Source organism: Burkholderia contaminans (genome assembly GCF_029633825.1).
GTDB lineage: Bacteria > Pseudomonadota > Gammaproteobacteria > Burkholderiales > Burkholderiaceae > Burkholderia > Burkholderia contaminans.
On the sequence record NZ_CP090641.1, the window covers coordinates 2030160 to 2054874 of the forward strand.

Annotated in this window: 18 protein-coding genes and 1 pseudogene; 10 read left to right on the plus strand and 9 right to left on the minus strand. The window is 67.1% G+C overall.

Features of this window, described 5'->3' with window-relative positions:
• Nucleotides 1–147 precede the first annotated feature (147 nt).
• Genes LXE91_RS26725 through LXE91_RS26735 form a run of 3 tightly spaced genes read left to right on the plus strand, consistent with a single transcriptional unit; the run spans nucleotide 148 to nucleotide 3779 of the window.
• Nucleotides 148–1581, plus strand: coding sequence for an alkaline phosphatase (locus LXE91_RS26725; RefSeq protein ID WP_039371485.1), 1434 nt, complete (start codon nucleotides 148–150; stop codon nucleotides 1579–1581).
• Between the two features lie 32 nt (nucleotides 1582–1613).
• The gene (locus LXE91_RS26730) at nucleotides 1614–3005 is read left to right on the plus strand and encodes an alkaline phosphatase (protein ID WP_039371465.1); all 1392 of its coding nucleotides are present in this window, start codon (nucleotides 1614–1616) and stop codon (nucleotides 3003–3005) included.
• Nucleotides 3006–3038: 33 nt separating this feature from the next.
• On the plus strand, nucleotides 3039–3779 hold the full coding sequence (locus LXE91_RS26735) for a hypothetical protein (protein ID WP_039371462.1): 741 nt from the start codon (nucleotides 3039–3041) through the stop codon (nucleotides 3777–3779).
• A 129-nt stretch (nucleotides 3780–3908) separates the two neighbouring features.
• Here the strand turns inward: LXE91_RS26735 and LXE91_RS26740 are convergent, their stop codons facing one another.
• The 3 genes from LXE91_RS26740 to LXE91_RS26750 form a co-directional block, all read right to left on the minus strand.
• On the minus strand, nucleotides 3909–5048 hold the full coding sequence (locus LXE91_RS26740) for an acyltransferase family protein (protein WP_039371458.1): 1140 nt from the start codon (nucleotides 5046–5048) through the stop codon (nucleotides 3909–3911).
• Between the two features lie 555 nt (nucleotides 5049–5603).
• Entirely contained in the window at nucleotides 5604–6629 is a 1026-nt protein-coding gene (locus LXE91_RS26745) for an IS110 family RNA-guided transposase (protein WP_046543588.1), read from the minus strand.
• A gap of 166 nt (nucleotides 6630–6795) precedes the next feature.
• On the minus strand, nucleotides 6796–7947 hold the full coding sequence (locus LXE91_RS26750) for a porin (protein ID WP_039369827.1): 1152 nt from the start codon (nucleotides 7945–7947) through the stop codon (nucleotides 6796–6798).
• 572 nt (nucleotides 7948–8519) lie between these two features.
• Between LXE91_RS26750 and LXE91_RS26755 the strand changes: the two genes are divergently transcribed.
• The 7 genes from LXE91_RS26755 (at nucleotide 8520) to LXE91_RS26785 (ending at nucleotide 15859) form a co-directional block, all read left to right on the plus strand.
• The gene (locus tag LXE91_RS26755; protein ID WP_039369830.1) at nucleotides 8520–9557 is read left to right on the plus strand and encodes an ABC transporter substrate-binding protein; all 1038 of its coding nucleotides are present in this window, start codon (nucleotides 8520–8522) and stop codon (nucleotides 9555–9557) included.
• A gap of 69 nt (nucleotides 9558–9626) precedes the next feature.
• Entirely contained in the window at nucleotides 9627–10592 is a 966-nt protein-coding gene (locus LXE91_RS26760; RefSeq protein WP_039369833.1) for an ABC transporter permease, read from the plus strand.
• A 14-nt stretch (nucleotides 10593–10606) separates the two neighbouring features.
• Nucleotides 10607–11428 (plus strand): quaternary amine ABC transporter ATP-binding protein, encoded by an 822-nt coding sequence (locus tag LXE91_RS26765; protein ID WP_052760163.1) that lies wholly within the window; start codon nucleotides 10607–10609, stop codon nucleotides 11426–11428.
• 1090 nt (nucleotides 11429–12518) lie between these two features.
• On the plus strand, nucleotides 12519–13763 hold the full coding sequence (locus tag LXE91_RS26770) for a hypothetical protein (RefSeq protein ID WP_039369836.1): 1245 nt from the start codon (nucleotides 12519–12521) through the stop codon (nucleotides 13761–13763).
• A gap of 111 nt (nucleotides 13764–13874) precedes the next feature.
• The gene (locus LXE91_RS26775; protein WP_223274261.1) at nucleotides 13875–14435 is read left to right on the plus strand and encodes a hypothetical protein; all 561 of its coding nucleotides are present in this window, start codon (nucleotides 13875–13877) and stop codon (nucleotides 14433–14435) included.
• Between the two features lie 3 nt (nucleotides 14436–14438).
• Complete coding sequence (locus LXE91_RS26780; protein ID WP_039369840.1) at nucleotides 14439–15131, plus strand: C39 family peptidase; 693 nt, start codon at nucleotides 14439–14441, stop codon at nucleotides 15129–15131.
• A gap of 8 nt (nucleotides 15132–15139) precedes the next feature.
• Nucleotides 15140–15859 (plus strand): hypothetical protein, encoded by a 720-nt coding sequence (locus LXE91_RS26785; RefSeq protein WP_157644929.1) that lies wholly within the window; start codon nucleotides 15140–15142, stop codon nucleotides 15857–15859.
• A gap of 104 nt (nucleotides 15860–15963) precedes the next feature.
• Here LXE91_RS26785 and LXE91_RS26790 read toward each other — a convergent pair whose 3' ends face one another.
• The 6 genes and pseudogenes from LXE91_RS26790 to LXE91_RS26815 all read right to left on the minus strand — a co-directional run bounded on the left by LXE91_RS26790 (nucleotide 15964) and on the right by LXE91_RS26815 (nucleotide 24660).
• Nucleotides 15964–17319: an acetate kinase gene (locus tag LXE91_RS26790; protein ID WP_220497524.1), complete on the minus strand. Its 1356-nt coding sequence runs from the start codon at nucleotides 17317–17319 to the stop codon at nucleotides 15964–15966.
• Between the two features lie 348 nt (nucleotides 17320–17667).
• Nucleotides 17668–19278, minus strand: a pseudogene (locus LXE91_RS26795) (GMC family oxidoreductase); the annotation flags it as partial.
• A 15-nt stretch (nucleotides 19279–19293) separates the two neighbouring features.
• A complete protein-coding gene (locus LXE91_RS26800) occupies nucleotides 19294–20511 on the minus strand; it encodes a mandelate racemase/muconate lactonizing enzyme family protein (RefSeq protein WP_039369842.1) in 1218 nt (405 codons plus the stop codon).
• Nucleotides 20508–21839 carry an MFS transporter gene (locus LXE91_RS26805; protein ID WP_039369914.1) on the minus strand — a complete coding sequence of 444 codons (1332 nt, stop codon included), beginning with the start codon at nucleotides 21837–21839 and terminating at the stop codon, nucleotides 20508–20510. Before LXE91_RS26805 ends, LXE91_RS26800 begins: the two co-directional genes overlap by 4 nt.
• 132 nt (nucleotides 21840–21971) lie before the next feature.
• Nucleotides 21972–23396, minus strand: a complete 1425-nt coding sequence (aldA, locus tag LXE91_RS26810) for an aldehyde dehydrogenase (protein WP_039369846.1) — start codon at nucleotides 23394–23396, stop codon at nucleotides 21972–21974.
• A 325-nt stretch (nucleotides 23397–23721) separates the two neighbouring features.
• Entirely contained in the window at nucleotides 23722–24660 is a 939-nt protein-coding gene (locus tag LXE91_RS26815) for a LysR substrate-binding domain-containing protein (protein ID WP_011356424.1), read from the minus strand.
• Between the last annotated feature and the right edge of the window lie 55 nt (nucleotides 24661–24715).

Here is a 24715-nt window from a genome sequence, read left to right on the forward strand (position 1 = left end):
TCACGTGGGGCGCTCGACCGTAGCGCCTCGCTTTCCACTTTCATAAGCCCTTCGCATCCTTCCAATCACCCTTCACATTGCCGTCACATCAGGTTCCTACCATCGCCTTTCATTTCGAAAGCATCAATGGCGGGGGGAACCGGCGACATGAATCGAATCAAACTGGCGGCGCTGCTGTGTGCAGGCGCCTTTGCACTGGCCGGATGCGGCAGCGACGACGGCCCGACCAGCACGGCGCCCGGCCCCGTGCAGGCGGCGGCGCGCAACGTGATCTTCTTCCTCGGCGACGGCATGGGGATCACGACGATGACGGCCGCGCGCATCTATGCGGTCGGTGAAGACGGCGCGCTCACGATCGACACGCTGCCCGAAACCGCGTTCGTGAAGACCTATTCCAACGATGCGCAGGTGACGGACAGCGCGCCGTCGATGTCGGCGTACATGACCGGCGTCAAGACCAACAACGAAGTGATCTCGATGACGCCCGACACGAAGGCGATCGAGCCGACCGCGAGCCTCACCGGCAACTGCGGCGCGAACAACGGCAAATCGGCGACGACGCTGCTCGAGATCGCGAAGGCGAAGGGGCTGGCTACCGGTGTCGTGACGACCACGCGCGTCACGCATGCCACGCCCGCCGCAACGTACGCACACGTGTGCCATCGCGACGCCGAGAACGACATCGCCGCGCAGCTCGTGCCGGGCGGCGCGGGCTACAACGGCGCGCTGGGCGACGGCGTCGACGTCGTGCTCGGCGGCGGCACGCAATTCTTCGTGCCGAAGGATGGCGGCGGCAAGCGCACCGACGGGCGCAACCTCGTCAACGAGCTGAAGGCGAAGGGCTATGCGGTCGCGCAGAACCGCGACGACCTGCTGGCCGCCGATGCGACGAAGGGCGGCAAGCTGGTCGGCCTGTTCTCGTCGAGCCACATGAGCTACGACCTCGATCGCGGCGCGACCAAGGAGCCGAGCCTCACCGACATGGCGACGCGCGCGCTCGACGTGCTGCAGAAGAACCCGAACGGCTATTTCCTGATGGTCGAAGGCGGCCGGATCGACCACGCGCTGCACGACACCAATGCGAAGCGCGCGCTGCAGGACACGGTGGCGTTCGACAACGCGATCAAGGCCACGATCGACAAGGTGCGCCAGACCGATCCTGACCTGAAGAACACGCTGATCGTCGTCACGGCCGATCACGACCACACGCTGGTGCTGAACGGCTATGCGGCGCGCACCGGCAAGACCGAGGCGGGCAAGCCCGGCGTGCTCGGCGTGCTGCGCAGCTACCAGACCGGCTCGGTCGCGAAGGATGCGGACGGCGCGCCGTACACGATCATCGGCTTCGGCAACGGCGAGAACCGCGTGCAGGGCAGCCGCGCGGGCACGGCGCTCACCGACGCGGTGACGGGCGCCGACGACTATCGCCAGGAGGCGGTCGTGCGCATGGACAAGGGCAGCGAGACGCACGGCGGCACCGATGTGTTCCTAGGTGCGATCGGCCGCGGCGCGGATGCGTTCCACGGCGTGATCGAGAACAACAAGGTCTTCGAGCTGGTGCGCAACGCGGTGCAGCTGTGAGCGCCGACCATACGGGTACAGGGGAATACAGGATGTCGACCATCAAGTGCATCGCGGCGGCGCTGGCCGTCGCCGGTTTCGCATGCGGCGCGGCGCAGGCCGCCGGCCAGGCGAAGAACGTGATTTTCTTTCTCGGCGACGGCATGGGGCCGACGACCGTGACGGCGAGCCGGATCTACAAGGTCGGTGAGTCGGGACAACTGACGATGGAGAAGCTGGCCCGCACCGCGCGCGTCAAGACCTTCTCGAACGACGCGCAGACGACCGACAGCGCGCCGTCGATGGCCGCGTACATGACCGGCGTGAAGATGAACAACGAAGTGCTGTCGATGTCGTCGGACACGCGCGCGGTCGCGCCGGGCAACGACGCCAACGGCAACAAGACGGTCAACAACTGCGCGCCGGGCAACGGCCAGCCGGTCGCGACGCTGCTGGAGCTCGCGAAGGCGCGCGGCAAGGCGGTGGGCGCGATCACGACGACCGAGCTCACGCACGCGACGCCCGCCGCGACCTATTCGCACATCTGCCATCGCGATGCGCAGTACGACATCGCCGCGCAGGCGGCGCCGGGCGGCGCGGGCTACAATGCGGCGCTCGGCGACGGCGTCGACGTGCTGATGGGCGGCGGCCGCAACCACTGGACACCGTTCGATCCGGTGGCCAACAAGCGCGGCCGCGCGGACGGGCGCAACCTGCTCAACGAGATGAAGGCGAAGGGCTACACGGTCGTCGCGACCAGGGACCAGCTCGCGCAGGCCGGCAACGGCAAGCTGGTCGGCCTCTTCAGCTCGACGAGCCACCTCGAGTACGAACTCGACCGCGTCGCGGGCAAGGGCGAGGGGCCGACGCAGCCGAGCCTCGCGGAGATGACGTCGAAGGCGATCGACGTGCTGTCGAAGAATTCGAACGGCTACTTCCTGATGGTCGAAGGCGGCCGGATCGATCACGCGCTGCACGGCACCAACGCGAAGCGTGCGCTGGAGGACACGGCGGCATTCGACGAAGCGATCCGCGTCGCGCTGTCGAAGGTCGACCTGTCGAACACGCTGATCGTCGTGACGGCCGACCACGACCACACGATGACGATCAACGGGTATTCGAAGCGCGGCAACCCGATTCTCGACATCAGCCGCAACTATCGCGACGGCCAGCCGAGCAAGGACGCCGACGGCAACACCTACACGACGCTCGTGTTCGGCAACGGCGCGAACCGGCCGAACGTGCGCGCGTCGGTCGATTCGGCCACCGCGACGAACGACGCGTATCTGCAGGAAGTCGGTGTGCGGATGGGCAGCGCGGGCTCGGAGACGCACGGCGGCGGCGACGTGATGCTGTTCGCCGACGGCGCGGACGCGAAGGCGTTCAAGGGCACGATCGACAACACGAAGGTGTTCGGCCTCGTGCGCTCGGCGTTCGGTTTCTGAATCCGTTGACGGCATGAGGAACGGGAACGCCCGATGAAACGTCAGCTTCTTTACGCGCTCGCTTGCGGGTGGGTTGCGCTGCCGGCCCTTGCAGCGGCCGATCTCGACGCGGTGCTGGTGCACGAGAGCCGCACGGTGTCGGCCGATGGCGTGACGCGCACGACGATGTATCGCGAACGGATGGTGCGGCGCGACGCGCACGTGTGGGTCGAGCGCGTGCTGCCCGTCGCGGCGGCCGGCGGTCACGGTAATGATCACGATCACGACCATGATCACGACGCGGGGGCTCGCACCGGTGTGCAGCCGGCCGCTGCCCACGCGGGCCACAAGCATTTCAACTTCCAGGCGGCCGCGCGGCATGTGACGTACGACGGCAAGACGGCCCGCATCGAGTACGTGGACACGGCGAACCGGACGGTCGTCAGCGTGCCGCCGGCCGAGTACGAAACCACGGGCTTCGACGGCTCGTGGGACAACGCGTACTACGTTACGCCGCCGTCGCAGTTGAAGCGGCTCGCGGTGGCGAAGCGCGGCGACACGCCCGGCACCCGCTGGTACGAGCAGGCGGTTGACACACCGGGCGCGCGCGGCGTGAACCGGATCCTGTGGAGCGAGAAGCTGCAGGCGCCGCTGTCGGTCGAATTCCGGAGCGCCGACGGCCGCGTCGTGCGCAAGCTGACGCTGACCCCGGCGACGGCTGCTCGGCACGAGACGTTGCCGTGGCAGACGCTCGCCGGTTATTCGCGCAAGGAATACGCGGATTATCTCGACTGATCGACGACGTCGACCCTCTGTACGCGGGGCTTGCGGTCAGGCCGGCCGGTATCGTCGAGCGATACGGCCGGGCCCTGGCCGATTTTTTCTTCTTCTCCCTGCGACCCGGCAGCGATAACCGATGACGCGCTAGAAGCGCGCGCCGTCCGGCACGCGCGCTGAAGGCCGCGATGCGATTCGCTTGACGAAGCGGTCGAGCGGTGTCGCATAGCCGCGCGCGATCGCCGCGCTCAGCGCCGCCGACAACGCCAGATACGCAATCAGCAACAGCAGCTTCGTGTCGCCGTGCGTGGCGGACGGCGGCCAGAACGTGCGCAGCCCGCCGAGCACGATCAGATGGAACAGGTACAGCTCGTAGCTGAGCTTGCCGGCGCGGCCCAGCGGCGCGAGCAGGCGGCCCGGCACGCGCTCGCCGTTGACGTGCGCACCGATCAGCAGCACGGCCGTGCCGAGCGCCATCGCGGTGACGCCGGCGACATGGCTTTGCGCGATCGGCCACGCCAGATACAGCGTGGCCATCGCCCCCGCGACGAGCCACTGCACGAGCGGCGCGGCCAGCCGCTGCCCGGTCACGCGCTCGGCCAGCAGCGCGGTGCAGCAGCCGATCGCAATCCCGTCGAACGACGCGAAGTACGCGTACAGGAACCCGCCTTCGTCGCCGGCGTGCGTGAAGCGGTACACGGGCCCGATCGCGGCGATAACCACCCAGAACGCGACCAGCCGCGCATCGCGGCGCAACGCGATGCACAGCAGCGGAAACGACAGGTAGAACACCTCTTCGACCGACAGCGACCACAGCACGCCGAGCGCGTAGTTGACCCACCCGTACGCGCCGATCAGCACGTTCATCCAGAACGTCAGCGACGCGAGGTTCACCAGCCAGAATGACACGGCGATACCCTCCGGCGCATGGTTCTGGAAGATCGGCACGCCGGCCGCCGCGAGGCCGTTGACGAGCGCGAGCAGCAGGAGCAGGCACGGGACGATGCGCGCGATACGCGACACGTAGAACGCACGCACGTCGAGCGCGCCGAGGCTGCCCCAGCGGCGGCGCGCATTCGACGTGATCAGGTAGCCGGAGATCACGAAGAACATCGTCACGCCGTAGTTGCCGTTGCGCGCCACGGCATGCACCGCGTCCCAGCCGAATACGCGCGCGAGCGACGTGTCGCGCAGCGAGTAGGGGATGTTGAAGTGGTGCAGCAGCACGAGCACGATCGACACGCCGCGCAGCATGTCGATCCGCGCATTGCGCGGGCCGGTGCTCATTGCGGGCTGCCCGGTTCGGCGAGGGCGGAGCGCGCGGCCGAGTGGCCGGCGGCGGATGCGGACCGGGTGTGGCGCCAGTGCTTCAAGCGATTCTCCTTCGGGCGTGAGCGGATTGCGACAGGTCGTGCGCGATGAGCGCGACGGCCGGCATCGGGGATGCAGGCCGTAGTGGTGGCACACAGTGTATCGGTGGATCGCCGCCGGTTGACCTGTCACGGCTGACGGGACTGTCGCGCGCTTTCCGCCGGGGCCTGCTGTATCGGCCGGTCACGCGTTGCCGCGCCCACGAAAATCTATGGTCAGCCCGATTTTTGCAAGCGAGGCAGTGTTGACCTAAAGTGGACTTGCTCGAATCTATCCGGGGTCGCGGATGGGAAAGATCCCGCCCCATGATGGGAGCCGCGCCGGGCAAACCTCAAAAAGCCCACAGCATTGAGGTGCTGTTTTTTGTGTCAGGTTACTTGCCCGGCCGTTGAGTCGTTTATGCCTTCACGTATCTCGCGTCGCAAAACCAGAGGTGACTACTGAAACTGAAGCCGTAAGCGATAGGAAGCGTCAGACTGAGGGAACAGCCTCGATGCTCCGGTAGTGTGTCCCTTTGGCGAGGATGGCCCAGGCGATCCTCGCCAGTTTGTTGGCCAGGGCACAGGCCACCACGTTCGAGTGTCGCCGCGCCAACAGGCTGCGAATCCAGACGCCCAATGCATCCGTGCGGTGCTCGATGCGCTGCATGATGGCCCGCGCACATTGCACCAGCAATCGTCGCAGTTCCTTGTCGCCACGCTTGCTGATGCCCAGTAGCGTTGGTTTGCCGCCGGTGCTGTACTGCCGCGGCACCAGACCAACCGAAGCTGCAAACTGCCTTGCTGAGCCATATTGCTGGGCATCGCCCAACTCAGACATCAACACGCTGGCGGTCATCGGGCCAATGCCAGGAATCTCGAGCAGTCGTTCACTGCGTTCATCCTCGTGTAGCTGGGTAAGCAACTCACGTTCGAGCTGGTGGATCTGCTCGTCCAGATACTTGAAGTGCGCCTGCAAACGTTCGAGCACGACCACCAGCCTCGGCGGCAACGATTCTGCCTCGAGCACGGCAGGCAGTCGCCGGATCACTGCCATGCCGCGCGGCAAGCTGATACCGAACTCCAACAGAAACGCATGAATCTGATTGATCGTGCCGGTGCGGTCACGCACCAGCCGCTCGCGCACACGGTGCAAGGCTGAAACGATTTGCTGGGCTTCGTTGTGCGGGCTCACGAAACGCATGCTCGAACGAGCGGCTGCTTCGCAGATCGCCTGGGCGTCCGCGAAATCGTTCTTGTTGCCTTGCCGGAACGGTTTGACGAATTGCGGAGAAATCAGCTTGGCCTCATGGCCCAGCGCTTGAAGTCGACGTGCGATCCAGTGAGCACCGGCGCAGGCCTCCATGACCACAATGCAACGCGGAAAATTGCCCAGCAGCGTGAACATCTGGCTACGCGTGAGCTTTTTACGGAACACCATCCTGCCTGACGCATCCTGTCCATGCAGGTGGAAGCAGTGCTTGCCGAGATCGATTCCGATCAGCGATACCGTGTCCATGATGGCCCTCCAGAAGGACAAAATCCTCACTCAGCGTAGTCCACTGAGTGAGGATCGGGCTGACCATCCTATTAAGCCCGCCGGCAGGCTTGCGCTTGCGGGCGGGCAAAGACACCTCGGGCAGACCCGCGCGGGTGTCGCGTGAAGAACGGAGAACCGGGTTACATCAGAACTTGTGGCGCAGCGCGACGCGCACGGCCACCTGGTTCGACGTCGACGACGGCGCGTCGGTCCCGGGGATGAACGCGTTGTCGAGGATCGAGTTCGTCTTGTCGCCGGCGATGTGCTGGTACGCGGCCTGCACGTACACGTCGGTGCGCTTCGACAGGTTGTAGTCGGCCATCAGCCCGGCCGAATGGATCTTCGGCTTCGCGTTGCCGGTCGATGCGTCGTACTTCTCGAGCGACAGCACGTACTGCGCGCCCACCATGAACGCCGGCGTGACCTGGTACGAACCGTTCACCTCGAAGTTCTGGTACTTGATCGCGCTGACCGTCGCGCCCGGGGCGATGATCGCGCCCGGCGTGCCGAGGTAGCCGTTGCCGGTCGGGTTCTTGTAGTTCGAGTTCGTGTACGCGAAGCCGACCGTCGCCTGCCCGAACGTGTAGTTGATGCCCGCGCCGAACACGCGCATGCGCTCGGCGATGTAGCTCGCGTCGTTCGCGGTGATCGCGCCGGCCGAGCCGTCGCCCGGGCGGTTCGCCTGCAGGTACGCGGCGCCGATCAGCAGGCCGTTGTTCTGGTACTGCGCGCCGAAGCTGTACGCGCGGTTGTCCGAGAAGTTCGTGCTGTTGCTGAAGCTGTATGCGCCGCCGAACTGGAAGCCGCCGAAGTTCGGGCTCGCGTACTTCACCGTGTTGTCGAGGCGGAACGAGTTGTCGGTGTTGTCGTTGTCGAACGGATGCGCGAGCAGGTAGCCGCCCCAGTTGCCGTTGGCCGTGGTCGGCGCGAGATAGTCGACGACGGAGTCGTACTGGCGGCCGAACGTCAGCGTGCCGTACTGCGTCTGGCTCAGGCCGACGTACGCCTGGCGGCCGAACATGCGGCCGCCCTGGTTGAGGCGGCCGGTGTTCACGTCGAAGCCGTTCTCGAGCTGGAAGATCGCCTTCATGCCGCCGCCGAGATCCTCGCTGCCCTTCAGGCCCCAGCGGCTGCCCTGCGCGTAGCCGCTCGCCATTTCGTAGACGTGGCCGGTGCCGACGTTGTTCGTGTAGTTCAGGCCTTCGTCGATCACGCCGTACAGCGTGACGCTGCTTTGCGCGAACACGGGGGTTGCGAAGGTTGCCGTTACGGCGAGCGCCGTCAGGGTCTTTTTCATTGAGAGATCTCCGGGATATCCAGCTTGTATCGGTTGTCGTGAGCGCGTCCGGCGAGGCGCGCCCCGTCATCCGGGGCAACCCGATGCAGCGCGTGCGGCGCCGGGTCGCGCAAGGCGCGGCGGCGCGGCAACCGGCGGCGTCGGGTCGTGTCTCCTCCGATGACACCGCGCATTCTTCCCAAGCCGACAAGGAATCGAAAGCGAGTAATTTCGATGGATGGGATCGGGTTCGCCAATGGGGTCGCGACAGGCCGTTTCGACAGTCGAAACGGGTTGTGCGGCGTCGCGGTTCAACGTCGGTCCGGCAACGGCCGAGCGGGGGCGCGACATGGCCCGCGCGGGGCCGTGGCCGGACTCGGGAAATCGGCTGGAAGGCCCGTCCGGCGGGCCTGGCAGGTGTGCCGGAAGATCGATTGGCGCTGCCGATTGCAATGATCGGAATTACTCGTTTCCCTAAACAAATTGGCGGCGGAAACATGCAGGCTGACCGGACGTGGATGCGTTCACGATTCGCCGGTCGCCGCGCATGCCGCGACGCACAAACAACAGATTCGATTTGGAGACGACCCACCATGCAGATTCGACGACTGAAAACGGTCCTTCTCGCCGCCGCGGCGATCCTGTCCGCGCCTGCCGCCCACGCGGCCGGCGGCGCGTGCACCGACGGCAAGACGGTCCATTTCGCGGGCATCACATGGGAAAGCGGGTCATTCGCGACCGAAGTGCTGCGGCAGATCATGGAGAAGGGCTACGGCTGCAAGACGGACGTCGTGCCGGGCAGCACGGCCGCCACCGAAACGGCGCTCGCGCGCAACGACCTGCAGATCTGGGCCGAGCAGTGGACGGGCCGCAGCGAGATCACCGCGAAGGCCGTCTCGTCGGGCGCCGTGAAGCTGATCGGCGACACGCTGCCGGGCGGCACGACGGAAGGTTGGTTCGTGCCCGACTACGTAGTGAAGGGCGATCCGGCGCGCAACATCAAGCCGGTCGCGCCGGGGCTCGTGTCGGTCGACGATCTGCCGAAGTTCAAGCAGGTGTTCGCCGACGAGGAGGAACCGGACAAGGGCCGCTTCCTGAACTGCCCGACGGGCTGGGACTGCGAGCGCGTGAACACGCGCCTCCTGCGCGTGCTGAAGCTCGACCAGTCGTACACGAACTTCCACCCGGGCACGGGCGCGGCGCTCGACGCGGCGATCGCGTCCGCCTACCAGCGCGGCGCGCCGATCGTGTTCTATTACTGGGGCCCGGCCGCGCTGATGGCGAAATACAAGTTCACCGCGCTGAAGATGCCGGCCTATAACGAAGCATGCTGGAAGACGTTGCGCGACGAGAGCAGCACGCACCAGTGCGCGTCGTCGTACATGGTGTCGCGGCTGACGGTCGGCGTGTCGAAGCCGTTCGCCGATGCGAACCCCGATCTCGTCGGCGTATTCGGCAAGGTGCGTTTCCCGATGGACTTCCTGAACCAGACGATCCTCGAGATGACCACGAAGAAGATCGACGGCGCGGCGATGGCCACGCAGTTCCTGAAGACCCGCCAGGACATGTGGAAGCAGTGGGTGCCGGCCGACGTCGCGCAGAAGATCGCCGGCAGCCTGAAGGGCGCGTAACCTGCGCGCGGTGGCGGGCCCGCGCCCGCCGCCGCCGTCACGCGCCTTCGCGGCGCGACGGAGAATCAAATGAACGGCTTCTTTCTGCACCTGTCGATCGCCGACTGGGTGAACGGCGCGCTCGAGACGTTCGTCGCGCAATACGGCGACGGCTTCCATCACTTCAGCGTACTGGTGCTGCGCTACCTGCTCGTGCCGCTCGAAGGCGCGCTGCGCGTGGCGCCGCCGTGGCTCGTGCTGCTGGCGGTCGGCGCGATCGCGTGGAATGCGACGCGCCGCATCGGCCTCGGCGTGCTCTTCATGCTGCTGCTCTACGCGATCGGCTGCTTCGGCCTGTGGGACAAGCTGATGCAGACGCTCGCGCTGATGCTCGTCTCGACGGTGCTGTCGGTCGCGATCGGCGTGCCGGTCGGCATCCTCGCATCGCGTAGCGCGTGGCTGCGCAGGATGCTGTTGCCCGTGCTCGACGTGATGCAGACGCTGCCGAGCTTCGTGTACCTGATCCCCGTGCTGATGCTGTTCGGCCTCGGCAAGGTGCCCGCGATCCTCGCGACGATCATCTACGCGCTGCCGCCGCTGATCCGCCTGACCGATCTCGGCATCCGCCAGGTCGATCCGGACGTGACGGAAGCCGCGCGCGCATTCGGCACGACGCGCTGGCAACTGCTCGTGAACGTGCAGTTGCCGCTCGCGCGGCCGAGCATCATGGCCGGCATCAACCAGACGACGATGATGGCGCTGTCGATGGTCGTGATCGCGTCGATGATCGGCTCGCGCGGGCTCGGCGAGGACGTGCTCGCCGGCATCCAGACGCTCGACGTCGGCAAGGGCACGCAGGCCGGCCTCGCGATCGTGATCCTTGCGATCGTGATCGACCGGATCAGCCAGGGCTTCGGCCAGGAACGCCGCGCCCGGCGGCGGCTCGCGCAGCAGCGCCGGCAGAAGGGTGCGTCGCGCGTGCCGTACCGGCTGCCGCGCAAGGCGCAGTCGGCGGGCGTCGATTCGAATCAGGCGACGCAGTCGTCGCGGGCTTAGGAACGGAGACAGACATGGCGACCATCGACGTCAAACACGTGTACAAGCTGTTCGGGCCGCAGGCTGCGCATGCGCGCGTGCTCGACCTGCTGCGCTCGGGCAAGCGCAAGGCCGACGTGCTGGCCGAAACGGGCTGCAACGTCGGGCTCAACGACGTGAGCCTCGGCATCGAGTCGGGCGAGATCTTCGTGATCATGGGGCTGTCGGGTTCCGGGAAATCGACGCTCGTGCGGCATTTCAACCGGCTGATCGAGCCGACGGCCGGCGAGATCGTGATCGACGGCAGCGACGTGATCAAGCTCGACGCGCACGGGCTGCGCGAGCTGCGCCGCTTCAAGGTCAGCATGGTGTTCCAGAACTTCGGATTGCTGCCGCACCAGACCGTGCTCGACAACGCCGCGTATGCGCTGCGCACGCGCGGCGAGAAGCGGCACGATGCGGCCGAGGCCGCGCGCAACTGGCTGACGAAGGTCGGGCTCGACGGCTATGGCGATCACTATCCGGACGAGCTGTCGGGCGGGATGCGGCAGCGTGTCGGGCTGGCGCGCGCGCTGGCGGCCGATACCGACGTGCTGCTGATGGACGAAGCGTTTTCCGCGCTCGATCCGCTGATCCGTACCGAGATGCAGGATCAGTTGCTCGAGCTGCAGGCGACGCTCGCGAAGACGATCGTGTTCATCACGCACGATCTCGACGAAGCACTGCGGATCGGCGACCGGATCGCGATTTTGCGCGACGGCACGCTCGTCCAGGTCGGGACGCCGGACGATATCCTGTCGCGGCCGGCGGATGATTATGTCCGGCGGTTCGTGGAGAAGCGGACGAGCGTGAATTGACGAGGCCGCACGGGCAGGAAGCCGGGGAGGACGTATGAAGAAAGGCACGCCGCGATGGGCGGCGTGCTTTTTTCGGCGCGACGGCGATGACACGTGATCGTCCACGAAAAAACCGCCGCGAGCCTCGCGGACACGCGGCGGTTTCGTCACACTCATCGAGCGCAGATCCGTAATCAGTAGTCCAACAGAACCGGCACCAACCGGAATTTCGGCTCCATTGCGGCGGCCGCATGGTCGCGGAATGAGCGACGCCCGCGATGCGGCAGGATGGTGCGGCTTCAGCGGCGAGCCTGATCGCATCGCCGGGGCCGAACCCGACTTCGAGCGGCCCGCTTACCTTCGCCGATCGCGAGCAGCGACAGCGTCCACACATTTTCCGCCCGGTTGTAGCGGCGAATGATGCTGCCGAAGAGCCACCCGGCGAGGCCGCGTGGCAGGCCGGGTTGCCCGAGATGAGCGGTTATCGCGTTCTCCTTCCGCGATCGGCGGCGACATCCTGTCTCGTCCGGCGGACGAGTAGCGAGAAGGTTCTACGTCGCCATTCCATCGCGTCCGCCGGCCGAAATCCTCGTACCTGTCGATCACCCGATCCGCGCGTGCCGGCGCTCGCCGCGGACGGGCGCCGAAGAAAAAGCGACCTATCACATTCGAAACATTTCCGAATGGCGCTTTATCCGGGTTTTTAACGCCTTGCCGGAACGAATTCGCGCGCGCCCCTGCCGGTGCGCGGGTTTGCGATCGAGAGCGAATATCCGGCGCGGCAGGCATGCCCGAATCCGCCCCGACGGCAATCTCAAAAATGAAACATGGCGCATTTGCTGTGCCCGCGCTGGCCTGATCGGCAAGCCCTTGAATGCAAACGGGAAAGGCCTCTGCGCATCGCCAAGGCCACGGTATCGTGCCGATCGGCACGTTTCAGCGTTGAAACATGAATCGCGTGCCGGCGTCGCGCGGGGCAGGCCATGTCGCGTGAAAAATCCCACGGTCTCTTTGTATGCGGGCCGCCTGGAGGCGTGGCATCGCCGATGCGTGTTGTCGTCCGGATTGGCGCGGTCGGCCAAGCCGTTCCTCGTTACTTCAGGAGGATTTCATGCGTAAGACTTTATTGGCGTCCGCTGCGCTTCTCGCCCTGGGATGCAGCGGCTACGCGATGGCGAATCCATGCAGCAGCAATGCCAGTTCGACGTGCAGCCAGAAAGCGGATGACGGATCGAACACGCTCAGCAATTCGGTCAGCTCAAGCCAGACCAGCACCACCGGGTCCAATGCAAATGAAGTCTCGCCTGGCGCGAGCGTCTATCAGGATTCCTACAACAGCACCAAGATCGTCGCGATCAGCAAACTCGACGGGTACGTGAGCAATGTCCAGGTCTGGGGCATCGGCAACAACGCGACCAATTCGGGCAGCGCGGCCGGCGGAAGCGGTGGCAAGGGCGGCAACGGCTACGGCTACGGCGGCGCGGGCGGTAACGGCGGCAGCGGCGGCGCGGGCGGCGGCGGCGGGAAAGGCGGCAGCGCGCATAACGGCAGCGCCACGGCCGGCAACGCCAGCAACGGCAGCGCGACAGCCGGCACCGGCAACGGCGGTAGCGGCGGAACCGGCGGTTCACCTGACGCCAGCGGCGGGGCTGGCGGCAAGGCCACGGCGAGCGGCGGCTATGGCTCCGGCAAGGGCGGCGGCGCCATCGCGGCTTCGGTCGGCGTAGGCGGCTCCGGCAGCGGCACCGGCACCGGCTGGGGTGGCGGCGGCGGTACGGCCGATGCAGGTTCCGCGTGGGCCAAGAATCATGGCAGCGGAAGCGCGTCGGCATCGGCCGGCAGCGGTACCGGCACGGGCACGGGCACCGGCAGCGGTTCGGGTAGCGGCACGGGTGGCGCAGGGTCGGCGGGTGCGTCGACGGCTTCGGGCGGATCGGGCTCGGGTACCGGCGGCAGCGGTGCGGCCGCGGGCGGCACCGGCGGCGCGGCGACGGCCGCGGCGGGCAACGGCGGAGCCGGCGGCGCGGGCACGGGCGGCGGCGCGACGAACGGTGGCGCGACGACGACGGCCAGCAACGGCAGCGCTACCGCGGGTAGCGGCGCGGTGGGCGCGATGGGCGGCGCGGGCGGCGCAGGCGGCACGGGCAACGGCGGCGTCGGTAACGGCGCGGTCGGCGGCGCGGGTGGCGCAGGCGGAGCCAATACGGTCAATGCGGGGACATTCAACATGTCCAACGCAATGGCGAGCGTTGGCCAGACCGCGGCGGGCATCATGGTCGCCAACCAGAACAGCGGCATGGCGTCGCTCGTTCAGCAGGCCGTGACCGTGCAGGCGAACCTGTCGGTAGGACGTTAGAACGGCCGGTTGGTCCCGGCGAGCCGGATGCGTCGACGCGGGCGCAGGCGAACCCGCGGCTCGCATTCCATCGCCAAGGGACTGGCGCGCCGGCAAGGGCGGGATGGCCGAATGGCCGTCTCGCTCTCGTCGGCGCAGGCCGGGCCGATTTACGTCGATCGACGATCACGCGGATTCCGCTCCCCGTGCGGCCGGTTCGTGCCGGCTCGCGCAGGGACCAAGGAGACAGCCATGCGAATCCGAACGGCACTTTCGCAGGTGATATTGCCCGCAGCGCTGCTGCCGGGCCTGACGGCCCATGCCATGGCTGACGAGGCGCGAACCGTTGCGGTGGAGTCGGCCGCCGGCGTTGCGCCGGGCGCTGCCCCTTCCCCACCCGCCGCACGTGCGGATCAGGCCGATCCGGCCGCGGCCGCGCAAGCGGCCAGCTTCGGCGTCGCGATGACGCCCGACCAGCTCGACGAGCATCGGGGCGGCGACGCGCTGATTGGCCAGAACTATCTGACCGGCACGGTGGCCGACAACGTCGCGAACCGGGTGTCGACCGGCTCGAATTCGATCACCGACGGCTCGTTCGCCAATGCGAGCGGTCTGCCGACGGTCATCCAGAATACCGGCGCGAACGTGCTGATTCAGAACGCGACGGTGCTCAACGTGCGCTTCGGGAATTGAGCGATGAGACAGCTTGCCGCCGCGAGCATCGTGGCGCTCGCGTACGCGCTATCCGGCCCGTCTGCATCGGCGGACGAGATGACGGTCGTCGATCCGGCGGGCGCCGGTTATGCGATGCACGTCACGAGTCTCAAGGAAGCGCGATTCAAGCGCACCGTCAAGCAGCAGTACGATTTCAGCTGCGGGTCGGCCGCCGTCGCGACGCTGCTGAATTATCAGTATGACTATCCGATGACCGAGCAGACCGCTTTCGCCCAGATGTGGGAGAACGGCAATCAGGAGAAGATCCGCCAGCAGGGCTTCTCGCTGCTCGACATCCGGCGTTTTCTCGAAGCGCACGGCTTCGTCGCGGACGGCTTCGAGTTGCCGTTGCAGACGCTTGCCAGGACGCACACGCCGGCGATCGTGTTGATCACCGAGCACGGCTATCACCATTTCGTGGTCGTGAAGGGGCTGCGTGACGGGCGTGTGCTCGTCGGCGATCCGGCCACCGGCACGCGGCCGATGTCGCTGGCGAGTTTCGAGCAGAAGTGGGAAGACCATGTGATTTTCGTGATCCACAACCGGCCCGAGCGGGCGGTGTTCAACGATCCGCGTGACTGGCGCGTCGCGCCCAGCGCGCCGCTCTACACCGGCATCGCCCGCGACGGCCTGTACAACGTCGTGATGCCGAAGCACGGCCCGAGCGACTATTGAGGATCGTCATGAGATCCGAGACCAGGAGGATCGCCGGCATCGCCGCGATGGTGTGCGGCGGGGCGACGTCCGTGAGTGCGGCGGCGCTGCAGGACGGCGCGCCGACCGCGATTGTCGAGCCTGTCGCGCAGGCGAGCAGCGTCGTGCCGGCTGCCGCCACGAACGCGGGCGTCGATACGGCGCCTGCAGAGTCGGGGGCCGAGGGCACGCCGATCCTGCGTGCCGGGCCGCTCGCGATGGCGGCGTGCGCGGCCGCCGGGCCGCCGGCCTCCGAGCCGGAGCCGGGCGGCGCGCCACGACGAAACTGGGCGGCAACCGGCGCGATCGCGCTCAGCGACACGCGCCTCGATGCGATGCGCGGCGGCTTCGACATGCCGAGCGGCCTGAAGATTTCGTTCGGCGTGTCGCGTGTCGCGTTCGTGGACGGCACGCTGGTCACGACGACCAGCTTCAACATCCCGGATATCAGTCATATCACCGCGCAACAGGCGCAGGCGCTGGCGGCCGCGAACGCGGGCGCGTTGATCCAGGTGGGCGCCGGCAACGCCGCCCAGCCCGCCGCGCTGCCGGCGCTGACCGGCGCGGTGATCCAGAACACGTTGAACAACCAGCAGATCCAGGCGCTGACGACGATCAACACGACCGTCAACACACTGGCGACGTTCAAGAACCTGAACGTGATGTCGACGCTGAACAATGCGCTGCTCGGCGCGTTGCCGGGACGATGAGGATCGTTGAGCGGTCGATGACCGGCGGATGAGCGGGTAATGGCACGCGGGTGCCGGCGTGCGTCGTGCAGCCCGCTGCGGCGCATGTCGGCGCATGTCGGCGATCAGAATGCAATCGGCACGCGCAGCGTCATGACCACGTCCGGCGTGTCGCGCGTGAGGCCGGCGCCGATCGAAAGATTCAGCGTGGTCTTCGGCGACAGCCGGTACGAGTAGCCGACGAGCAGTGAACCGAGGATCACGCGTACCGAGCTTGGAATCGTCTGGCCGTTCTGTTTCGTGGGCAGCACGATGCTTTGGTCGTAGCCGAGGCTCACCGATGCTTTCTCGTTCAGCGCGAGGCCCATGCCGATGTTGAAACCCCAGATGTCGCCGGGCTGCAATTTTCCGATGAAATCCTTCTGCCCGTCGCGAATCGTGAGGCTGAGATTGTCGCGGCTGAAGCTGTGCAGATAGCTCAAGTTGCCGAAGAACACCACCGGGTCGGACGGAAAGAGCCAGGTGAGGCCCGGCTGGATCGCGTAGAAGCCCGAGCCCGTCGGCTGCTCGAGCGGCAGGCCGGTGCCGGTGGCATTGCCGACGCAGCGCGTGACGCAGTCGGTGACGACGTCGAACGGGCTCTTGCCGGTGGCGGTCTTGAAGCGCAGCCAGCCGATGTAATAGAACTTGTCGGGGCCGCCGGTATTGAACTGGTAGCGCAGCGTCATTTCGACGTCGCCGAGGCCTTTGCCGTGGCTGTTGAACGCGTTGTCCTGGGCGGAACCGGTGAAGATCTCGCGGCTGATCGTGTCGTTCGTCGAGTACACGTAGGGGACGCGGACTTCGACTTCCATCCGGTTGGTGATCCCGTAGCGCACCGCGACCGCGCCGGTCAGCGTGGTTGTCTTGACTTCCCGCACGTCGACCAGGCCGATCAGCAGCGCGGGGATGATCGTGTAGCCGACGAGTGCGACGCGGTTCGACGACGAATAGTTGAACTGGAACGACGGCTCGACGACGAACTTGTGCTTCGGTGTCAGCACGCCGGGCTGATCGAAGATCGGCGCGACGGGCGGCGGGGCGGTTTCCGCCACCGGCGCCTGGCCGATCGGCTGGCTCGGCGGCGCGGCGGGCCCGGCCGCCGATTGCACGTTGCCGGCCGTGCCGGGTGCGCCGCCCGGGGCGCCGGTATCGGCCGGCGGCGCCGCGTCGCCGGAGCCGCCGGCATCGCCGGGGCCCGCGCCGCGCCGGGACGCGAGTTCGCGGTCGTCCAGCGCCCGGCTCAGGCGCGAAAGATGGGCTTCTTCATCGGCCAGTTTGCGCTTGAGCGCGCTCAGTTCCTGCAGATGACGATCGACTTCGTGACGCAGCGCGGAAATGTTCTCCTGGGTCGACTGGGCGTCCAGCGACTGCGCCTGCGCCTGGGCCTGAAAGAGCAGCACGCTTGCATACGTGATGGCACGGATGCAGCGAAATGGCATGCGTTTCACGGCGCGTCTCCCCCATCGGGCCTGCGGTTCCCCCCCGGGGCACACCGCCGGCAGGCCGGCGCGTGCGTTGCCCTGGATCGCTTCGCTTCGCGTCACGCTGCGCGTTTGCCGAACGCGCATCACGTCGCACGCGAGCCACCCGTTTCTCGGGGACTTTCGTCAGAACCGAATGCACGTTTCGAGCCTGTGCACACGGGCCGCGGGCGCGTTCATGGCAGTGTTTTCCCGTGTGCCGGCGGCCGGTGTCCCGATCGGACGATGCAGGAGGGGGGCGGCGGCGCGACAGTGCGGGACGGTTTCGCGGGTGGGCGTCGGCGCGCCGGCGGTTTCCGTGCGTTGCGCGTCGGCCAGAATCAGGTCCGCGCCTTTCTCCGCGACCATCATCGTCGGCGCGTTGATGTTGCCCGACGTGATGTTCGGGAACACCGACGCATCGACGATCCGCAGCGCCTGCAGCCCGTGCACGCGCAGCGACGCATCGACCACCGACGTCGCCGCGTCCGGCCCCATCGCGCACGAGCCGCACAGGTGGTAGATCGAACCCGACTGCTCGCGGAAATACTGCAGCATGGCTTCGTCGGAATCGACCTGCGGCCCCGGCGAGATCTCCTCGACGGTCATCGACTTCAGCGCCGGCGCACGCATCAGCGCACGGATCACCTTGCTGCCCTGCACGGCTTCGTCGAGATCCTTTTGCGTGGTCAGCGCGTTGATGTGGATCTTCGCGGCATCTTCCGCGCGGTTCGACGCGATCTCGATCGTGCCGCGGCTCGTCGGCCGGCACGGGTTGAACGCGATCAGGAAACCCGAATAAGGCTCGGGCTTGATGCTTGCGCGGTCGCTCTTCGGGATCCGGTACGACAACGGGTTGAAGTAGAGCTGGATGTTCGGCTCCGGCGTTGCGTCCGTGCCGCGGAAGAAGCCGCCCGCCTGGTTCACGCTCATCGCGAGCGGGCCCCGCTTGGTCAGCAGGTAGCGCAAGCCGATCTTCATCTTGCCGATGAGCGTCCCCATCTCGTCGTTCAGCGTCGGCCGGTTCGCCTTGAAGTAGAAGCTCACGCACAGGTGGTCCTGCAGGTTGCGGCCGACGGCCGGCAGCGCATGCACGAGCGGCACGCGTCGGCGCGCGAGCAGCGACGGATCGCCGACGCCCGACAGTTGCAGCAGCTTCGGCGTATCGACCGCGCCGGCCGAGAGGATCACCTCGCGTGCGGCCACGAGCGTTTCGTCGCCGTGCTCGCCCGCGACCACCACGCCGGTCGCGCGCGTGCCGTCGAACGTCACGCGCCGCACGAGCACGCCCGAGCGCAGCGTGAGGTTCGAGCGGCCCAGCGCGGGACGCAGGTACGCGAAGCTGCTCGAGCAGCGTTCGCCGTGCTTCGTGTTCAGGTCGTAGATGCCGGCGCCTTCGAACTGCGCGCCGTTGAAATCGTCGGTGCGCGGCAGGTTCAGCTGGCCGCAGCCCTTCAGGAACTCGTGGACGATCGGATGCACGTCGGCCTTCATCGACGTGATGTGGATCGGGCCGGTCGAGCCGTGATGTTGCGGATCGGTCGCGCCTGATGCGTGGGTTTCGAGCTTGCGGAAATACGGCAGCACGTCGTCGTACGCCCAGCCCGGGTTGCCGGCGTTCGCCCAGTCGTCGTAGTCGCTGCGCTGGCCGCGCACGTAGACCATCGCGTTGATCGAGCCCGACCCGCCGACCACCTTGCCGCGCGGGCAGTACAGCTTGCGCTCGGCGAGCTGCGCCTCGGGCTCGCTGTAGTACATCCAGTTGTAGCGGCGGTTGTAGTAGGTCTTCGTGAAGCCGACCGGCACCTTGAACCAGAACGACGCGTCGCGTTCGCCCGCTTCGAGCAGCAGCACCGAGTGCCGGCCCGATTCGCTCAGGCGGTTCGCGAGGATGCAGCCGGCCGAGCCCGCGCCGACGATGATGTAGTCGTAGCTCATGTGTGTCCTTTGCGCTCAGCCCTTCGCGGGGGCGAGATCCTTTACGTCGACGGGGTGTTCGCCCATCTGCAGGTGAAGCCGTTCGCCGGTGTACGGCGTATGGCGCTTCACGACGTCCATGTCGAGCTCGATGCCGAGGCCCGGCTCGTTCGACGGGATGATGTAGCCGTCTTCCCAGCGGATCGGCGTCTTCACGACTTCCGCGTGGAAACCGCCCCAGGTCATGATGCTTTCCTGGATCAGGAAGTTCGGCGTGCACGTCGCGAGCTGGATGCTCGCGGCCGCGCCCACGGGGCCGTTGTACAGGTGCGGCGCGATCTGCGCGTAGTGCACTTCGGCGAGCGTCGCGATCTTCTTCGCTTCGAGCAGGCCGCCCACGCGCGCGACGTTCAGTTGCAGGATCGATGCGCCGCCCGCTTGCAGCAGCTTGTGGAATTCGTACTTGGTCGTCAGGCGCTCGCCGGTCGCGATCGGAATCGACGTGTGCTTCGCGACTTGCGCGATCGCTTCTTCCTGGCCGGGGGGAACCGGCTCCTCGAACCACAGCGGGTCGTACTTCTCCAGCCGCTTCGCGAGCCGGATCGCCGACGACGGCACCATCTGCCCGTGCGTGCCGAACAGCAGGTCGGCCTTGCTGCCGACGGCTTCGCGCACGCGGCGGCAGAACAGTTCGCAACGGTCGAGCACTTCGAGCGACAACTGGTGGCCCGAGTAAGCCGTATACGGGCCGGCCGGGTCGAACTTGACGGCCGTGAAGCCGAGCTTCACGTTCTCGGCCGCGCATTCGGCCGCGAGATCGGGATCGTCGTAGTCGTATTCGCCCTTCGCGTTCTTCGGGTACAGGTACGTGTACGAGCGCAGCCGCTCGTGGATCCTGCCGCCGAGCAGTTCGTACACGGGCTTGGCCGCAGCCTTGCCGATGATGTCCCAGCACGCCATCTCGAGGCCGCTGACGACACCCATCATCGTGAGATCGGGCCGCTGCGTGAAGCCGCTCGAATACGCCTGGCGGAACAGCCGTTCGACGTGATGCGGGTCGCGGTTCAGCAGATGGCGTTCGAACACGTCGTCGATGATCGGCGCCATCGCCTTCGGGCCGAACGTCGCCGAATAGATCTCGCCGACGCCTTCGATGCCGTCGTCCGTCTTCAGCTTCACGAAGATCCAGTACATCCCGCCGACATGCGGCGGCGGCACGGCGACGATATGGGTTTCGAGCGAGACGATCTTCATGCGGACTCCTGGATGCGGTTGAGGCGGTACTTGAGGAATGCGGCGGCGCCTGCGCCGCAGAGCGCGATGGCCGCGATATAGCCGAAATAGAGCTGGTAGCCGTGCGCGCCCGGCCAGGCCTGCGTCACGTAGCCGTTGATCAGCGGCACGAACACGTCGGGCGAATAGCCGAGCACCGAGATCAGGCCGATCGCGAGGCCCGCGCAATGGGTCGGCACCTTGCAGTCGTCGAGCAGCGACCAGTACAGGCCGCGGATCGCGTAGGTGAGGATGCCGATGAACAGCACGAGCACGACGAGCATCGCCTGCGGGCTGTGCGGCGGGGCTGCGATCAGCCCGACCAGCGACAGCGCGGCGAGCACCAGCGCCCAGAACAGCACGGACACCTTCGATACGCGGTCGCCGAGGAAGCCGCCGCCGATGCCGCCGACGGGGCGCATCCACAGCTTGAGCGTCGTGATGAAGCCGGCCGCCGTCGCGGTCAGTCCGAAATTGCCTTCGTGCAGGTACGCGGAGAAGCTGTAGGTCGCCCAGAACACCTGGTAGCCGCAGAACACGATTGCCGCGACGAGCCACAGTTCGGGAATGGCCGCGAGCGTCTTCAGGTCGGCCAGCACGCTGCCCTTGGTGCGCTTCGCGGCCGCTGCACGGTCGCCGGTGTTCGACGGATCCTTCACCAGCGCGAGCAGCACGCCGAGCGCGATGCAGAAGAACGCGTACAGGTGGACGACGAGCCTGAAGCCGGCCGCATCGGTGCCGCCGCGCGCCTGTGTCACGTACGCGAACAGCGTGATGGCAATCGTCGCGAGCAGCGCCTCGACGAGGCCGCGGCCGCCGTCGAGCAGGCCGAAGAAGCGGCCCTGTTCGTCGGGGCCGGCGATCATGTTCACGCGCTTGATCACGGCGGCCCAGAACGTGAGGCCGGTGGTCAGCCCCCAGCCGCCGAAGATCAGCACCAGCATGTCGAACGACGGCCCGGTCGCGTAGGCGAGCCCGAGCGCGCCCGTCGCGAGCAGCGAGAAGCAGATCAGCCAGCGCGGCGACAGGCGGTCGGCCAGCCAGCCGCTCGGCAGATAGCTGACGAGAAAGATCGTGCCGAGCGACGAATACAGGTAGCCGAGCTGAACGTCGTCGATATGGAAGAACTGCAGCATCGTCGGCTGGTACACCTGCCGCAGATACAGCATCGGGTAGATCGCGCCCGCGGCGATCACGAGCAGCAGCAGTTGCAGGTAGCGTTGCGCGCGGGCATGCTGCGACGCGTGTGCGTCGAGCGCTTCGTCCTGCAACGCGAGCGACGCGGTGGGTGTCGACGGTTGGGTCGGCATGATGTCTTCCTCCATCAGGCGCCCGCGATACGGAGGCCTGCAGATTTTTTATGTTCGGGTTGGGTCAGGGGCGGCGCGCGCGGCGCGGTGTCTGGATGCGCGCGCCGGAAGCGGTGCGTCGGCGTGACGGCGTCAGTACTTCATGACGACGAGGCGCGTCTGCGTGAATTCGAGCATGCCGTGCTTGCCGTCGTCGCCGCCGAGGCCCGAGCGCTTCCAGCCGGCGTGGAAGCCCTGGTACGGATCGGCCGGCGTGCGGTTCACGTACAGCTCGCCGGCTTCTATCGCGTTCGCAACGGTCATCGCGGTGCGGTAGCGCTCGGTGTAGAGCACCGACGACAGGCCGAACTGGTGGTCGTTCGCCAGCGCGATCGCTTCATCGATCGTCGTGTAGCGCAGCACGGGCATGATCGGGCCGAAGGTTTCCTCCTGCACGATCTCCATGTCCTGCCGCACGCCGGTGAGCAGCGTGGCCGGGTAGAAGAAGCCGGGGCCGGCCGGAATCGCACCGCCGGTTTCGAGCGTCGCGCCGGCTGCGATCGCGCGTTCGACCATCTCGTGAATGTGCGCGCGCGCCGATGCGCTGACGAGCGGGCCCATTCGCGAGGCGTCTTCCGCACGGTCGCCGATGCGCACGGCCGCCATCTTCTCCTTCAGCAGCGCGACGAAGCGGTCGTGCACGCTGTCGTGCACGTACACGCGTTCGATTGCCGTGCAGAGCTGGCCGCAATGGGTCGTCTTCGATGCGACGAGTGCCGCGGCCGCGCGTTCGAGGTCGGCGTCGGGCTCGATGATCGCGGGCGTCTTGCCGCCGAGTTCGAGCGACGGCTTCGCGATGTTCGCCTTGCAGTAGTCGAGCACCTTGCGGCCCGCGTTCACGCTGCCGGTCAGCGTGATCATCCCGACGGCCGGATGCGTGCACAGCGCTTCGGCCGTCGCGTGGTCCATCGCCAGGATGTTGACGACGCCCGGCGGGAAGCCGGCATCGTCGGCGGCCTTGGCGATCTCGAACGCGGACACCGGCGTGTGGTTGCTCGGCCGCACGACCACGGTGTTGCCGGCGATCAGCGCGGGCGCGACCTTGCGCAGCAGCGTGTAGACCGGGTAGTTGAACGGGATCAGGCACGCGACGACGCCGATCGGCTCGCGCTGCAGGAACAGGTTCTCGTCGGGCGTGTCGCTCGGGATGATCTCGCCCTCGATCCGGCGCGCCCACTCGGCGTGGTAGCGCGTGATCTGGCCCGCGTAGACGGCTTCGTTTGACGCGTCCTCGACGCTCTTGCCGGATTCCTGCGCGAGCGCCGCGCCGATTTCGGATGCGCGTGCGGTCAGCGCGTCGGCGAAGCGGTGCAGGTAGGCGGCGCGCTCGGCGCTCGGCAGCTTGCGCCATGCCTTCTGTGCGGCGGCCGCGGCGTCGACGGCGGCGCGTGCGTCGGCCGGCGTCGCGGCCGGCACGCGCGCGAACGGCGCTTCGGTGGCGGGATTGTGGACGACGATGAACGTGTCGCTTTCCGGGGCGACGAAACGGCCGTTCACGTAGTTGCGTTCGGTGCGCATGAAGTGACTCCTCCGATGAATGCAGGCGGATCGCTTCGAGTGGCGACACGCGCAGCACGGGATGGAGGCCATTCTCTTCATGCGTTTAGCGCACGACAAACGACTTATTTTCGTGCCTAGCATGAGAAAAACGCACGTTACTCGGCAAATCGGCCGGAGTCGCCCGTCCGGCAAGGCTGCCGTGGGGATGGCGGGGCGGGGCGCGGGCGGCGGCCCTGTCGTATTTTCCGACTGGTCCGAGTGCGGACCGGCGCGGGAGCCGGTAAGGTGTGGCCCGCGGCGGGTGGTCGAGGGCGGTTGAGGCGGGGGCGGGTGTGGGCGCGCGCTAGGCCAGCGGTACCTGCGGCAGCGGCGACGACGGTTCGAGATGGCGCTTCGCGAGCCACACTTCCTGCTGCAGCCAGTCGCGGAACTGCACGATGTGCGGCAGGTTCGTCTGCTCGGGCCGCGTGACGAACCAGTACGACTGGTGGCCGTCGACGTGCACGTTGAGCACCTGCATCAGTTGTCCGGTCGCGAGTTCGCGCGCGACCATGTGGCGGTCGGCGATCGTGATGCCGAGACCGTCGATCGCCGCGCGGATCGCATGGTCGAGCAGGTCGAATTCGTAGCCGCCGCGCGTGTCGACGTCGGCGATGCCGGCCGCTTTCAGCCAGTGCTGCCAGGTCAGGTAGCGCTGGTCGTCGGTGGCGAGCACGTGCAGCAGCGTGAAGCGGTTCAGGTCGATCGGCGCGCCGTCCTGTCGCAGCCGCGCATACAGCGCGGGCGCGCAGACGGCGATATGCTGCTCCTGCATCAGCAGCGCGTTGTCGAAGCCGTCCCATTCGCCGTCGCCGAACCGGATCGCGCAGTCGAGCACGCGCGATTCGCCGAGGCTGTCGTGGATGCGGGTCGTGAGGCTCAGCTCGAATTCGGGATGCGCGTCGCGCAGCCGGCCGAGGCGCGGCATCAGCCAGCGCGCGGCGAAGGTGGGCGGCACGTTCGCGCGCAGGCGGTTCAGGTGGGTTTTTTCCTGCAGGCTGCGCACGGTCAGCTCGATCTTGTCGAACGATTGCTGCAGCGCGCGCAGCAGCACGCGGCCGGCCGCGGTCAGTTCGAGCTGGTGATGGCGGCGCTCGAGCAGGGTTTCGCCGAGCTGGCCCTCGAGCTGGCGAACCTGGCGGCTCACCGCGCTCTGCGTCACGTTGAGCAGTTCGGCCGCGCGCGTGAAGCTGCCGGTGCGGCCGGCCATCTCGAAGGCTTTCAGCGCATTCAGCGCCGGCATCTTGCGTCTCACGGGGCGGTGTCGTGTTTGGTGCGGGATGCTTATTGTAGGCGGG